At 46.0% G+C, this 14,388-nt stretch carries 12 protein-coding genes; all 12 read left to right on the forward strand.

Annotated features, from left to right (window positions below; all coding sequences use genetic code 11):
* Positions 1–39: 39 nt before the first annotated feature.
* Positions 40–618 (forward strand): TetR/AcrR family transcriptional regulator, encoded by a 579-nt coding sequence (locus AC1DYT_RS02845; protein WP_477468140.1) that lies wholly within the window; start codon positions 40–42, stop codon positions 616–618.
* A 177-nt stretch (positions 619–795) separates the two neighbouring features.
* The gene (locus AC1DYT_RS02850; RefSeq protein WP_477468141.1) at positions 796–1,386 is read left to right on the forward strand and encodes a TetR/AcrR family transcriptional regulator; all 591 of its coding nucleotides are present in this window, start codon (positions 796–798) and stop codon (positions 1,384–1,386) included.
* 221 nt (positions 1,387–1,607) lie between these two features.
* The gene (locus AC1DYT_RS02855) at positions 1,608–2,708 is read left to right on the forward strand and encodes an alkene reductase (protein ID WP_477468142.1); all 1,101 of its coding nucleotides are present in this window, start codon (positions 1,608–1,610) and stop codon (positions 2,706–2,708) included.
* Between the two features lie 28 nt (positions 2,709–2,736).
* The gene (locus AC1DYT_RS02860; RefSeq protein ID WP_477468143.1) at positions 2,737–3,540 is read left to right on the forward strand and encodes an SDR family NAD(P)-dependent oxidoreductase; all 804 of its coding nucleotides are present in this window, start codon (positions 2,737–2,739) and stop codon (positions 3,538–3,540) included.
* A 16-nt stretch (positions 3,541–3,556) separates the two neighbouring features.
* On the forward strand, positions 3,557–4,324 hold the full coding sequence (locus tag AC1DYT_RS02865; protein ID WP_477468144.1) for an SDR family oxidoreductase: 768 nt from the start codon (positions 3,557–3,559) through the stop codon (positions 4,322–4,324).
* Between the two features lie 27 nt (positions 4,325–4,351).
* On the forward strand, positions 4,352–5,353 hold the full coding sequence (locus tag AC1DYT_RS02870; RefSeq protein WP_477468145.1) for an NADP-dependent oxidoreductase: 1,002 nt from the start codon (positions 4,352–4,354) through the stop codon (positions 5,351–5,353).
* A gap of 42 nt (positions 5,354–5,395) precedes the next feature.
* Positions 5,396–5,836, forward strand: coding sequence for a DUF2147 domain-containing protein (locus AC1DYT_RS02875; protein WP_477468146.1), 441 nt, complete (start codon positions 5,396–5,398; stop codon positions 5,834–5,836).
* Positions 5,837–6,119: 283 nt separating this feature from the next.
* Entirely contained in the window at positions 6,120–6,689 is a 570-nt protein-coding gene (locus AC1DYT_RS02880) for an RNA polymerase sigma factor (protein ID WP_477468147.1), read from the forward strand.
* 79 nt (positions 6,690–6,768) lie between these two features.
* Positions 6,769–7,791, forward strand: coding sequence for a FecR family protein (locus tag AC1DYT_RS02885; RefSeq protein WP_477468148.1), 1,023 nt, complete (start codon positions 6,769–6,771; stop codon positions 7,789–7,791).
* Positions 7,792–7,893: 102 nt separating this feature from the next.
* Positions 7,894–11,349: a SusC/RagA family TonB-linked outer membrane protein gene (locus AC1DYT_RS02890; RefSeq protein ID WP_477468149.1), complete on the forward strand. Its 3,456-nt coding sequence runs from the start codon at positions 7,894–7,896 to the stop codon at positions 11,347–11,349.
* Positions 11,350–11,360: 11 nt separating this feature from the next.
* A complete protein-coding gene (locus AC1DYT_RS02895) occupies positions 11,361–12,851 on the forward strand; it encodes a SusD/RagB family nutrient-binding outer membrane lipoprotein (protein WP_477468150.1) in 1,491 nt (496 codons plus the stop codon).
* Positions 12,852–12,881: 30 nt separating this feature from the next.
* On the forward strand, positions 12,882–14,381 hold the full coding sequence (locus AC1DYT_RS02900) for a DUF5689 domain-containing protein (RefSeq protein WP_477468151.1): 1,500 nt from the start codon (positions 12,882–12,884) through the stop codon (positions 14,379–14,381).
* Positions 14,382–14,388 lie beyond the last annotated feature (7 nt).

Here is a 14,388-nt window from a genome sequence, read left to right on the forward strand (position 1 = left end):
GGCTTTCAAAAAAGCTGGATTCGCTACTAAAACAACGGTATGGAAGACAAAAGAAAACGTTTGATCGATCATGCGATTGACCTTTTTATCAGGTATGGCGTTATCAGTGTAACGATGGATGAGGTTGCGGAAGCTACGGGCATGTCGAAGAAAACTGTCTACCAACACTTCGCTAATAAAGCGATCCTTGTCGAAATTGTAGTTGAATCACTGATAGAGCAATCTAAAAGTATTATCAGTTCAAACATTGATGCTTCAGATGATCCTGTTCAGGAGTTAATCCTGCAACAGAGTCTTTTCAGGCATCTGATTGCTTTACGGTATGTTTTTAACGAAGTGATGTTGAAAAGATACCCAAGGGCGCTTAGAGCGCTTTATGAATTTAAACGCAATTACTTAAAGAACATCATCGAATCAAATTTATCAGATGGCGTAGCCAGGGGGCTATACCGGTCGGGCCTGGATGTCCAGGGCACAGCGGCCATTTATGTATCGGTAACAGACTTTTACCTGTTTAATAACCTAAAGAACCAGGATGAAATATTTGAAGCGCTCCAATTATTTATCAATGGTATCATTACTAACGAAGGGAGGCACGCTTTCGAGAACTGTAAATAAGAAGGAGATTGCACCCTTTACAAACGTTTGCTACATGCGTCAATTTAAATAGCTGTAGTTCGGTCAATATTCTGGGGCACAATGATTGTCATCTTCAGACCATAAAGGATAGAAAGATGGTTTATAATTCTTAAAATAAACTTTTTAGTATATTTTTGTGTTGTTAATTTAATGGCCATGCTTACAAAAGCGGAGAAAACAAAGCAATTTATATTAGAGACAGCAGCTCCGATTTTTAATCAGAAAGGGATATCCGGTGCGAATATAGACGACGTGCTTGCTGCCGCCCAACTAACTAAAGGTTGTCTTTACGGCCATTTTGAAGGCAAGGAAGACCTGGCTTTGCAGGTTGTTGAATACATGCTGAATACCAATGCTGACAAAATGCTGTCAACCATTAGCCAGGGTAAAACAGCAAAGGCAAAGGTATTTGCCTTTCTTGATTTTTATAAAGACCCAATAAATACCTATTTAAAAGGCGGATGCCCGGTATTTAATATTGCGGTGGAATCGGATGATAATTTCCCAGCCATTAAAGAAAAGATAGGAGGTACTATCCGGCGCGGGCAGGAAATATTTGTTAGTATTTTAAATCAAGGCATGGTCGATGGTGAATTTTCGGACAAACTTGATGCGGCTGGTTATGCATTCAAAGCGGTGGCAGCCGTTGAAGGGGCTGTTGTTATGTGCAGGGCGATGAATACAGCAAAACCAATGGCTGGTTTACTAAGGAGCCTGAAAGCGGAATTAGAAAGTTATGCACTTTGATTTTTTTTGATATTAAATATACTAAAAAGTCTATTTAGAATTAACGTAGCATTAAGATTGCTTTCCAAACTAAATTTTACAACCAGCTCGGTATGATTCTCATTTAAAGGATTCCAAACGAACTAAAATATACTAAAAAGTACAAAATAACAACCAACATCAATGCACTAAGGCTGCAAAGCCTGCTTACTATTTCTGACACTACTTAAAAATTAAAAAAAATGAATGACCAAATAATTTTCGAGCCGTTTAATTTAAATGGCCTTTTATTGAGCAACCGCATGGTAATGGCTCCCATGACACGAAGCCGATCAGCTAACCCTGGTAACGTGGCTACTGAACTAACTGCCCTTTATTATCAGCAGCGTGCTTCGGCAGGTCTGATCATTACAGAAGGAACTTACATCAGTCGTGAGGCAGTAGGTTACCTGAACGTACCCGGCATCTATACAAAAGAACAGGTTGAAGGCTGGAAACTGGTTACCGACGCGGTGCATCAGCACGGCGGAAAAATTTTCGCTCAATTATGGCACGTGGGGCGCTTGTCGCACCCCGATTTGCTTGATGGCGAACTTCCACTGGCGCCTTCGGCATTAAATCCCCTGGCCCAGGCATACACACCCGAAGGTTTTAAAGACACGGTAGATGCCCGGGCGATGACGCTGGAGCAGGTAAAAAAGACTATTAATGATTTTAAACAGGCTGCCATAAACGCGATAAACGCAGGGTTTGACGGTGTTGAACTGCACGCAGCCAACGGCTACTTGTTACACCAGTTCTTCAATCTTTATTCCAATAGGCGCCAGGATCAATATGGCGGCTCCATCACGAACCGTGCACGCATCTTATTTGATGTACTGGACGAACTGCACACGGTGATCGATATCAGGAAAGTAGGCGTAAGATTAAACCCTTCTCTTCATGGTATCCAGGGTATGATGCTGGATGAGGAAACGATAGCCGTGCACGATTACATCGTGGCCAAATTAAATGAATACGACCTGGCTTACCTGCACCTAACGGAGCCTTTTACAGATGTATCAGGCAACATATGGGCTGTTAAGGAGGTTGCGAAACGTTACCGCCCGCTTTATGACGGTATCATCATTATTAACCGCGGGTTTAACAAGATAACGGCCAGCCAGGTGTTGAATGATGGTGATGCCGATCTGGTAGCATTCGGGGTTCCATTTATTGCTAACCCGGATCTGGTTGAGCGCTTTAAAACGGACGCACCACTCAATCAACCCGACCCATCAACTTTCTATACACCCGGGGAAAAAGGTTATACGGATTATACAATGCTGGCACAACAATCATAGGCAACTAAACAATATTAAAACAAAGAAAATGAAACAAACAGTATTAGTCACGGGCGCCTCATCAGGCATTGGGCTGCTTGTCGCCTGCAAACTTCACGAAAATGGCTACCAGGTAATCGGTACAAGCCGAAATCCGGAAAAACACCAGGCAAAACTACCATTTAAGCTGCTGCCCTTAGATCTGAATGATGACCACTCCATAGCATCGTTTGGTACGTTGCTATGGAGTGAGGTCAAAATTTTAGATGTACTCATCAACAACGCAGGTTCCTTAGTGAACGGACTTGCCGAGGAAACCCCTATTGAGTTGGGCAGGCAGCTGTTTGAAACCAACTTTTGGGGAACCATCAAATTAACTAACGAGTTGCTGCCCTACTTCAGGAAGCAAAAACATGGAAAAATAATTACGCTTGGGTCTCTGCTGGGTTTAGTGGGTCTTCCGTATGTATCTTACTATGCGGCTTCCAAACATGCCCTCGAAGGTTATTTCAAGTCGCTCCGCTTTGAATTGAACCAGTTTAACATCAAGGTAGTTATAGTTGAACCGATGAGCTTTAAAACCAGTATCGGCGAAAGTGGAACTGTAGCAACAGGAACTATCGCAGACTATGACTTGTTCCGGCAAAAGGTAAAGGCTTATACCAAGGAGACATTTGATAAAGCACCCGAACCCACACCGGTTATCGCTACTTTACTGGAAACAGTGAAGGAAAAAAATCCAAGGTTTAGTTACCCTGTCGGCAAAGGATCATCAATCGTACTCCTGCTTCAACACTTCGCCTATAAGCTTTTCGAGAAGTCCATTCTGAAATCGGTTAACGCTTCAAAGTAGAATAAAAAATAAAATCATGGAATTAAAAGGGAAAACGGTATTGATCACGGGTGGTGCATCAGGTATCGGGCTGGAAGCAGCCAAACAATTTTTAACCAATGGCGCCAGCGTGATCATCACCGGCAGAAACCAGGGGAAATTAGATGATGCAAAGAAGTTGTATCCGGCAATTACGGCAATTAAAAGTGATGTATCAGACGCGGGTGATGCGCAAAAGCTTTTCAAGCATATACAGGAATTGGGTGGTATAGACATTTTATACAATAACGCGGGGGTGTTAACTGACCCGATTAACCTGGGAATAGCAAACGACCGGCACTTTGAAGACGCGGCGTATGAAATAAACGTCAATTACCTGGCAGTGATCCGACTTAATAATTTGTTTATCGATATGCTGAAATCAAGGAAAGAAAGCGCGATCATCAACACTACGTCAATACTCAGTTATGTTCCATCATTACTGGAAGCCACTTACTCAGCTTCTAAGGTAGCATTGCGGTTTTATACGGAAACATTGAGAAAGCACCTGCAAATTTTAAACAGTAACCTGAAGGTATTTGAGCTTTTGCCTCCTGTTGTAGCTACAGAAATGACGGCTGACAGGGACGGTAAAAAAATGACTACAGAAGGTCTGGTAAAAGCGCTTATCGCAGGTCTCAGGAAGGATCAGTTTACCATCCGTGTAGGAGATACAAAAGCATTGTATATCGTCAACCGGCTTTTTCCGGGAATTGCCTTTGGTTTGGTTAATCCCAAGAAACATTATAGGGTATTACAATCGTAGAAATCATTCTCATCAAACATATAAAATATGAAAGCTTTCATTATAAACAAGTATAAAAGCAAGGATGGTGGACGCATCGGGCAAATGCCTGTGCCGGAACCACAGCCGGATGAAGTATTGGTGGAAGTACACGCCGCCGCTATCAACCTGCTTGATTCCAAGATCAGAAACGGGGAGTTCAAACTTTTGTTGCCCTACAAAACTCCGTTTGTTTTGGGCCACGATGTGGCAGGTGTTATTACCGAAGTTGGGGCAAGTGTGAAAAAATTTAAGGTTGGAGACGAGGTTTACGCCCGGCCGGCAGATCATCATATTGGCACCTTTGCAGAATATATAGCTATTAGGGAGGCTGATATAGCACTTAAGCCAGCAAAGCTGAGTATGGAAGAAGCCGCGTCTATACCCCTGGTGGGCCTTACGGCCTGGCAAGCTTTAATTGAAAAAGGGAGTCTGAAAAAGGGGCAAAAAGTTTTCATTCAGGCAGGTTCGGGTGGTGTAGGCACGTTTGCCATCCAGTTGGCGAAGCACTTAGGGGCTAAAGTGGCAACAACGACAAGCGCAGCTAATATTGATTTAGTGAAAAGCCTTGGCGGAGATGTTATTATTGATTACAAGAAAGATGACTTTGAGAAAATCCTGCGTGGTTACGACCTGGTTTTGAATAGTCAGGACGGAAAGACACTTGAAAAGTCGCTACGCGTATTAAAACCCGGTGGAAAACTCATCTCAATCTCTGGCCCGCCTGATCCTGACTTTGCAGAAGAAATCGGAGCAGCCTGGTACGTAAAATTAATCATGCGTCTTTTGAGCGCCGGAGTAAGAAAGAAGGCAAAACGGCTTAACGTTGACTTTTCATTTCTTTTTATGAAGGCTAGCGGTCCCCAGTTAAAGGAAATTTCGGCTCTTATAAATGCAGGCACTATTATACCGGTTATAGATAGAACTTTTCCGTTCGAATCGATCAAAGAAGCGATTTCCTATGTTGAAAGCGGACGGGCTAAAGGGAAAGTCGTTATTAAAATTAAATAAAGTTGTTGCTTGTTCAACACAATGTTTTAAATCCGCATAGTAATGAAAAAAATAGGAATAATATTATTGCTATCCCTTTTTATAGCAGCAAAAACTTTGGCACAAACACCGGAAGCCGATAAGATTTTAGGCGTATGGCTGAGCGAAGATAAAACAGGCAAAATTGATATTTATAAAGCTAACGGCAAATATTTCGGCAAACTGATCTGGGGCAAAACAATGTACGAACCGGATGGTACTACTTCCCGGAAAGATGTGAAAAACAAGGACGAAAAGTTAACCTCACGCAGCCTTAAAGACCTGGTCATGCTTTACGATTTTACCTATCACGATAGTGCATGGGACGGTGGGCAAATCTATGACCCCTATAGTGGCAAAACCTATAGCTGCACTTTAAAACTAAAGGACAAAAAGCTTTATATCAGGGGATATATCGGAGTATCGCTATTCGGGAGGACAAGTGTTTGGGAAAGGTTAAGGTAAGATTGGCGGTAAGTCGAAGCCTATTAACCTAATCTAAAAAACAGCTCAATTATCGCTTGCGCTTATAAGGAAAATGTAACTAACTTTAATTAACTAATAAATTTGTCTTAAGTATGAGACGTATTTGTAGTTAATCACGAATATAAATCTGCTATCTAAATTCACGCATTTTTTAAATATAAAAATCTGAGTAAATATATTATTTGCAACGTTTTTATTTCAATAATTAATTTAACGTTACGCTAATATTGCATGCTTAGTTTTGCCCGAAACGAAATTTGGTATGCATCTATCCCTTACTGATGAAGAACTGATGGATCTGTTGCGCCAAAACGATCCGCAGGCGCTTGAGGCTCTTTTTAACCGCTACTACAGATCACTTTGCCAGTTTTGTGCTGTCTATATTAAGGATAGCGCAATTGCCGAGGAGATCATCGCCAACCTGTTTATGAAGGTTTGGGATAACCGCTGCGAAACGCGGGTGATTAATGTGAAGAACTATTTGTTTACGGCTGCTAAAAACTTATCGCTCAATCACATTCAAAAAAAGAAGGAGCCGGTATACGCTATTGAGGATACGCCGGTTCAACAGCAATTGCTGCAGGATAACAATACACCTTTCAAGATCCTTTCCTCCCGCGAATCATACAATAAAATGCTCTCCCTTATCAATACACTGCCTCCCGCACAACGCCAGGTGCTACTCATGAGCAGGGTAGACGGGATGTGCAAGCAGGAAGTTGCCGGCATTTTGGGCATCACCGTACGTACGGTAGAAACCACACTTTATCAATCCATCAAAAAACTCCGCGAATTGCTTAAGGGCTCTACCAATTTTACCACGGGCGCTTAATCATTTCTTAATGTAATGTTAACCAACTACGCTACGTAAGCGGGCCGCCATAATCTGTCTTTGTTATCAGAAGCAGATCATGGAAGAACGTTACCACCGGTTAATTATAGCATATTTCGAGAAAACCATCAGCGATGAAGGCCTAACTGCTTTGCAGGATTGGATAGAAGAACATCCCGATAACCTCACGCAGTTTAGCGATACAATCCACATACTGGAGGCTGCAAAGGCGAGCCTTAAACGGCCCGATAGCGCAGGGGAAACCTGGGCTAAAATAAATACGCATATCACGCAATCGCAAACACCAGCAGTAGTTCGCCCGATAAAAAGAAAGTGGCTGGCTTATGCTGCCAGCGTTTTAGTAGTATGCGCGGCGGGTTGGTTTGGTTACAAAAACATTTTTCATAAAACTACTGCCGATGCCTTTGCTGTGGTGAGCAACCCTAATGGCAAACGCAGCAAACTTACTTTGCCCGATGGCTCGATCGCATACTTAGCCGGTGGCAGCACACTTAAATATGCAAAAAACTTTGGCAGCGATAAACGCGAACTAAACCTGAATGGCGAGGCGTTTTTTGATGTGGTGCACAGGGCAGATAAACCCTTCGTAGTAAAAAGCGGGGAGATCAGCACGGTTGTGCTGGGCACATCCTTCAACGTAAAGGCCTATGGTGCCGACGATAGGGTTATTGTAACCGTAAACACCGGCAAAGTGGGGGTAATGGCTAATGTGAGCGGCAAAAACCAGTTGGTGAAATATTTAACACCGGATGAGCAGATCAACATCAACACCCAAACGGGGCTGTTTGCTTTCAACAAAACAAAGGCGGCCGATATAAGCGCCTGGATCAGTAACAACCTTATTTTTTATAACACTTCATTAAAGGACATTGCTTCCGTGATGGAGCGCCAGTACGGCGTGAAGATTGATTTTACAGAACCGGAACTAAGCAGCGTACGCCTTACCACCAGGCTAATGAACCTGCCGCTCGAGCAGGCGATGGATAATCTTACAGCCTTATCGGGCCTGGCTTATACGCAAAACGGGAAACACCTATTTATATCAAACACCAACGAAAAGGGAGGAAGGATAATGAAATAAACTTACGCCGCTGATGAAAAACAGGCCCGAATTGCTGGACACAACCCGGGCCACTGTTATGAATTTAAACTCACGATTAACAAGTATAAATTAAGTAAATATATGAAAAAGTTATGGCTAATAACCATACTGTCGCTATTGCTGATGCCTTTTTTAGGCACAACAATAGCCTGCGCGCAAACGGCAATAAACAAAAAAGTAATTTTTGGTGCCGATGGCATTGCGCTTAAAGATGCCTTTCATCAGCTTGAGAAATTGAGCGGGCTGTCTATCAGTTATAATAACAGCACATTAGATGATAAGCGTACCGTTAGGCTAAGCAAAGCCGAGCGTACGGTACAGGAAACTTTGGAACTGCTATTAAGAGGTACAAATTTCACGTTCCGCCAATCGGGCGATAACAGTATCCTGATTGTTTCCCGCAGCCTGGGAAAAGGCAGAATAGAAGGTAAGGTAGTAGACGAAAAAGGCGAACCCTTGCCGGGTGCATCCATCAGGGTGCCGGCAGCAGGCGTATCTGCGGTAGCACTGGTAGATGGCAGCTTTTCACTGAGCGTAGATGCCGGTACTTATACCGTTGAGGTAACGTTTGTATCATTCGAAAAGGCAGTGAAACAAAACATCACTGTGCCTGCAAACGGAAAGGTTGTAGTAAACATAGCCCTTAAACCATCATCGTCAGCGCTTACCGAGGTAGTGGTAACAGCACTCGGGATCAAACGCGAGGAGAAAGCTTTGGGTTATGCCACAACGTCGGTAAAAGGCGAGCAGCTTACCAACGCCATCTCCGGGAATTGGACAGATGCGCTTTCGGGCAAGGTGGCGGGTTTAAATCTTATCCGCTCTAACAGCGGCCCTGCAGGTTCCAACAAGATCATCCTGCGTGGCGAGAATAACCTCACCGGTGATAACGAAGCCCTGATCGTGGTAGATGGAGTGGTAATAAACCAGGGTAGCGGCAGACGTACCGCCAATGCAGGCGAAACCGCCTACGGCGTAAGCAGCGATATTATGCCTGCCGATTACGGCAGCAACTTAAACGACCTTAACCCAAATGATATTGAGAACGTTACTGTACTAAAAGGCCCCGGCGCTGCTGCGCTTTACGGGCAACGTGGTGCCAACGGAGCTATCATCATCACCACCAAATCGGGTGCAAAGCATAGCGGTTTGGGTATCACGTTTAACTCTAATACCTCTATGGAGGACGTTAACCGCTGGCCCGATCTGCAATACGAATACGGGCAGGGAACTGCGGGAAGTAACTACTATTCGTTTGGTACAGGGCCCGATGGTGCAAGCACCAGCGCAACAAGTTCGGCCTACGGCCCAAAATTTGATGGGCAGAACTTTTACCAGTTAGACCCCACAACACAGGCGCAAGGCAAAACGCGTACACCCTGGGTACCCTACAAAAACCAGATCCGCGAGTTTTTCCAAACCGGGGTAACCAAAACTAATTCCGTAAGCATTGATGGCGGCACCGATAAAACTTCCGCACGTTTTTCGGCAACAAACGTTACCAATAAATGGATCACACCAAATACGGGTTACGGACGCAACAGTTTATCGTTGTCTGTCAATTCAAAAATTAATGATAAGCTTACGATCAGCTCTAACGTTAACTATAATAACAAACACAGCGATAATTTACCCGGCGCGGGGTATGGTAACCAGTCGCTGATGTACTGGTTCATATTTTGGCAACCCAATGCCGATCTGAATGCACTGAAAAATTACTGGCGTATTGGGCAAACTGATAAGCAGATCTTTTATCCTTTCAGTTCTTTCCCGGAGAACCCTTACGCGGTATCGTACGAATTCATTAACAAATCCAGCCGTAACTCGGTTACGGGTAACGTGCAGGCAGCTTACAGCATCACCAAGGCACTTAGCCTGCAATTGCGCGCCACAATGGATATGGGTTACGAGCAACGCTCGCAGCAGCGCCCATACGATGCCGGCACCAAATTCCCAAAAGGGAGTTACCGTACCCAAAACATTTACTCGCAGGAGGCCGGTGGTGACTTCCTGCTGAAATACAACAAAAAGGTAAACAAAGACTTTAACGTTACTGCCACCGCCGGTGGTAGTATGCTGCGCAACACCTACAACCGCGATGAGGTACGTGCCGACTCGTTGGTGTATCCGGGCGCGTATTCGCTGGCCAATAATGCTGGTCCGCTGGTTACATCACCGTTCCGTTCTACCTATGCCATTAACAGTTTTTACGGCCTGCTATCAACCAGCTTTAAAGATTATTTATACCTCGATATGACTGCCCGGCAAGACTGGGTGAGCACGCTGGCCACCGCCAACCGTACCGACCAGGTAGGCTTCTTCTACCCATCGGCAAGCTTAAGCTTTCTGGCATCGGAGGCGTTTAAAATGCCACAGGGTATAGATTATATGAAATTCCGCGCATCGCTTGCGGGCGTAGGTAGTGGTACTACAACACCATACCAAACTACTTTTAATTATACTACGGCGGGCAGCACTTACAACGGCGGCTTGCAAAACCCGCGTACCCTGGCCAATCCGGATCTGAAGCCCTTACGTACCACCACGCTTGAGGTTGGTACCGAGATGCGCTTCTTCGGCAACCGCTTAGGCTTCGACCTGGCGCTTTACACCGGTAACACCAGGAACCAGATATTGAACAGAACAGTTGATCAATCGTCCGGCTTTTCGCAGGCGGTTATCAACGTAGGTAAGGTAAGCAACCGTGGCGTGGAGCTATCACTGTATGGCAGCCCTGTCCGCCAGCGCGGCTGGTTCGAGTGGACCATCAACACCACCTTTACATCAAACAAAAACACTATTAAGCAACTGGCCGATAGCGCGGTTGTATTGCGCACCGGCCCAACAGGCGGCGGGCAAATTGTGGCACGCGTTGGCGGCAGCATGGGCGATATGTATGGCCGTGGCTACCTGCGTTCGCCGGATGGACAAATTGTTTATGATGCAGCTACCGGTTTCGCAAGACTGTCGGACGATTTGGTTTACCTGGGCAACACTATGCCTAAATACAAAGCCAGCATGGGGCACGATTTTAAGTACAGGCAGTTCCACCTCAATGTATTGTTTGATGCGCAGGTGGGCGGCGTGGCTTACTCGCTCTCCAACTACAAACTGGCCGAGCAGGGTAAAACCACGCTTACTTTACCGGGCCGCTACAACGGCATCATTGGTAAGGGTGTTATCCGCAATCCCGATGGCACGTACCGCGCTAACGATGTGATTGCTTCGGATATCGACGGTTACTACCGCTCGCACTACGGTATTGATAATGCTGAAGGAAACACTTTCTCTACCAATTTTATCAAATTCCGCGAGGCAAGATTTGATTATACCTTAAACCCGGGCTTTGTGAAACGGCTGGGTTTGCAACGTGCATCGGTAGGTGTATACGGTCGCGACCTGGTTATCTGGAGCAACTGGCCGGTATTCGACCCGGAATTTGGAACGCTTTCGGGCAGCGATATTGTGCAGGGCTTTGAGATAGCGCAATTCCCATCTACCCGCACATTTGGCTTTAACCTCATTATTGGCCTTTAATACTATTAATCATGAAAAGGAATCTATATCAAATTATGCCCCTAATTATACTGCTTGCCTTTACCATGGCAGGGTGTAAAAAGGGTTTTATCGACTTGAATACTGACCCCAACGGCACACCCAACGCCCTGCCGCAGCAACTGCTTGCACCGGCGCTGGTAAATACCGTAAGCATAAACATGCTGCGTGCTCGCAACCTTAATAACGAACTGATGCAGGTAACAGTTGATCCCGGCGATTCGGAAGGCAAGGTTTTTAGGTACGATGTGAAGCGCACCTGGGCAGATTATACCTGGAACGGCTGGTACACGCAGCTTACCAATTTTAAGGATATCTACAATATTGCCAGCCAGCCGCTTACTTACAACAAAACCTATATGGGCATCTCGCTTATCTGCCAATCATGGATCTATTCCTTGCTGACCGATACCTACGGCGATGTACCATATTTTGATTCGAATAAAGGTAAGGACGGCAACTTTACCCCAGCGTTTGACAAACAAAAAGATATTTACCTGGATATTTTTAAGAAGCTGGAACAGGCAGATACCCTGTTGAACGGTGTGGCCAATGTAAACGGCGGCAGCGACCCGGTGTTTAATGGCAATGCTTCCAAATGGCGCAAGTTTGGTAACACCCTGTACCTGCGTTTATTGCTTCGTGTATCGGGCAAGGCAGAGGTAAGCGCGAATGTGATTGCCAAAATTAAGGACATGGTAGATACCAACCCAACACTTTACCCGCTGATGGCCAGCAACGATGATGCCGCCGTATTACGCTGGAATGGTGTAGGTGCTTTAACCTCCCCCTTTATTGGCGGCGTGCGCGAGCAGGATTGGCGGCAACCCAGCATTGCCGAGTTCTTTATCAATAACCTTAACCGCTGGGCCGATCCCAGGTTAACTACCCTTCGCTGGTCGATAGCTACCTACCAGGGCGGGTACGTAGGTGCGCCAAGCGGTTACGCGCCGGGCGAAGGAGTGGACCATAAATCGTACTTCCTGTCTACCACATCAACCACCACTTTAATGAACGACCCGCTGATGGGCAACATTATGAACTACAGCGAGCTGCAGTTTATTTTGGCAGAGGCAGCCGCAAAAGGCTGGATCTCTGGCTCGGCAGAGGCATATTACAAAGCAGGCGTACAAAACGGCATCACCTTTTGGATCCCAACATTTGCTACCCCGATAGATACCTACTTAGCCACTGGTGACATAGCCTGGAACGAAGCAGGCAGCCTGGATGATAAGATGGAACAGATCCACCTGCAAAAATACTACTCCATGTTTTGGACAGATTTTGAGCAGTGGTTTGAGTACCGTCGCACCGGGCACCCTGTTTTACCAAAGGGCAACGGGTTGCGTAACAACGGCATAATGCCGGCAAGGCTAACCTACCCGGTGTACGTGCAAAGCGCTAATCCCACTAACTATACGGCAGCTGTTGCCGCGCAGGGGCCGGATGAAATAAACACTAACGTGTGGTGGCAAAAACCATAATTGTACCAAACCTTCAGAAAGATACAAACAATGAAAAAGATATATTTATACCTGGCAGCACTCGGCACTATGGCCGTGGCCGGCTGTAAAAAACACGATTATGCCGAAGGCACGCTTAGCCCTATTATAGCGGTAGTTGATATGAAGGCGCTATATAAAGGTGCCGACGTAACCCTTACTACCGACAACATGAGCGGTGCAAAGGAGATAGCAGGCGTGGTAATTTCCAACGCAGCAAGCGGCAACAGCCCGGCGGGCATACTGGTAGTGCAAAACAACCGCCGCAATGCCATCCGTGGTATTGCCATTGATATTGGAGCTGCGGCATCTAACTACGTTCCCGGCGATTCGGTAATGGTACAGGTAACCGGCGCTACACTCACCAAAATAAGTGGCAGCATGCGCCTGAAAGGGCTTACCGAAGCTGCGATCACCAAAGTGGCATCAAACAAAGCTATTGCAGTACAAGCGGTACCATCTGGCCGTATTATTGCCTCGCCGGATGTTTACGAAAGCACCCTGGTAACCATTAGTTCGGCTATTACCGAACCCGAGCCACAGGCCGGCGAAACCTATGCCGGCGATAAAACCATTAACGATGGTTTTGGCAGGGTAACGCTCCATACCGAAGCTGCAGCAAATTTTTCGGCCGCGGCATTGCCGGTTAGCGCTAATTTTACGGGGATCCCTTTTGCCAACATCACCGCTGCTGACACCACCATACAGGTATGGCCGCGTACTATTGATGATATGTTCGCACTGGCGGTTATCAAGCCATCGCCGGTAATAATTGCCGGTTACCTTACCGACCCAACCGGCGGCGATGCCAACCAGGAGTACATTCAGCTGATGGCCACCCGCGACATCGATTTCGCGGTGACCAACTTTGCCATTGTAACCTGTAACAACGCGGGCACCAACCCGGCACCGGCAACCGGCTGGGCAATTGGCGGGGCACGCAGTTATAAAATAAACCTTACGTCGGGTACGGTTAAAAAAGGGGAGTTCTTTTACGTGGGTGGCAATAAAAACATCTGGGGCCTGGGCTCAACCGATATCAGCGAGGCCAACTGGATCAGTAGCACGCAATACTCTACCGTAAACGGCGCCGACTTTGGTATCGCCACTGCAAACTTGCTGGCCAACAGCGGTAACGTGGCAGGTATATCTGTATTTGCCGGCACAACAGTTGATGCCAACAGCGTACCTCTTGATATAATTATGTACGGTGGTAACGGTACCGTTTATGCTGCCGGCCCTCCGGAGATTGGCTACCGTATTACCAATACCGATTATTACAGCACCATTAACCCCGTAACCCGCCAAAACCAGGCGTTTTACGGCGGTGGCACCAATAAATCTAAACTAACGCTGCCTGCAACAGGCAACTTTAGTCAGCTGGGTGGCGTTTACGATGCCGTTACGGGTAGATGGACAACAGGGCGTACGGTAACCAGTGTGCCGCTAACGTTAACATCGCCGTTAAGTACTATTGAAACCGGAACGGGTTTCACAACAATTCAAAACTAAAAACCGC

Source organism: Mucilaginibacter sp. P1_D10 (assembly GCF_056406215.1).

What these genes read in the sequence shown, in the direction of transcription:
- AC1DYT_RS02845 (WP_477468140.1), top strand. Translation starts at nt 40, where the DNA reads ATGGAAGACAAAAGAAAACGTTTGATCGATCATGCGATTGACCTTTTT.
- AC1DYT_RS02850 (WP_477468141.1), top strand. Translation starts at nt 796, where the DNA reads ATGCTTACAAAAGCGGAGAAAACAAAGCAATTTATATTAGAGACAGCA.
- AC1DYT_RS02855 (WP_477468142.1), top strand. Translation starts at nt 1,608, where the DNA reads ATGAATGACCAAATAATTTTCGAGCCGTTTAATTTAAATGGCCTTTTA.
- AC1DYT_RS02860 (WP_477468143.1), top strand. Translation starts at nt 2,737, where the DNA reads ATGAAACAAACAGTATTAGTCACGGGCGCCTCATCAGGCATTGGGCTG.
- AC1DYT_RS02865 (WP_477468144.1), top strand. Translation starts at nt 3,557, where the DNA reads ATGGAATTAAAAGGGAAAACGGTATTGATCACGGGTGGTGCATCAGGT.
- AC1DYT_RS02870 (WP_477468145.1), top strand. Translation starts at nt 4,352, where the DNA reads ATGAAAGCTTTCATTATAAACAAGTATAAAAGCAAGGATGGTGGACGC.
- AC1DYT_RS02875 (WP_477468146.1), top strand. Translation starts at nt 5,396, where the DNA reads ATGAAAAAAATAGGAATAATATTATTGCTATCCCTTTTTATAGCAGCA.
- AC1DYT_RS02880 (WP_477468147.1), top strand. Translation starts at nt 6,120, where the DNA reads ATGCATCTATCCCTTACTGATGAAGAACTGATGGATCTGTTGCGCCAA.
- AC1DYT_RS02885 (WP_477468148.1), top strand. Translation starts at nt 6,769, where the DNA reads ATGGAAGAACGTTACCACCGGTTAATTATAGCATATTTCGAGAAAACC.
- AC1DYT_RS02890 (WP_477468149.1), top strand. Translation starts at nt 7,894, where the DNA reads ATGAAAAAGTTATGGCTAATAACCATACTGTCGCTATTGCTGATGCCT.
- AC1DYT_RS02895 (WP_477468150.1), top strand. Translation starts at nt 11,361, where the DNA reads ATGAAAAGGAATCTATATCAAATTATGCCCCTAATTATACTGCTTGCC.
- AC1DYT_RS02900 (WP_477468151.1), top strand. Translation starts at nt 12,882, where the DNA reads ATGAAAAAGATATATTTATACCTGGCAGCACTCGGCACTATGGCCGTG.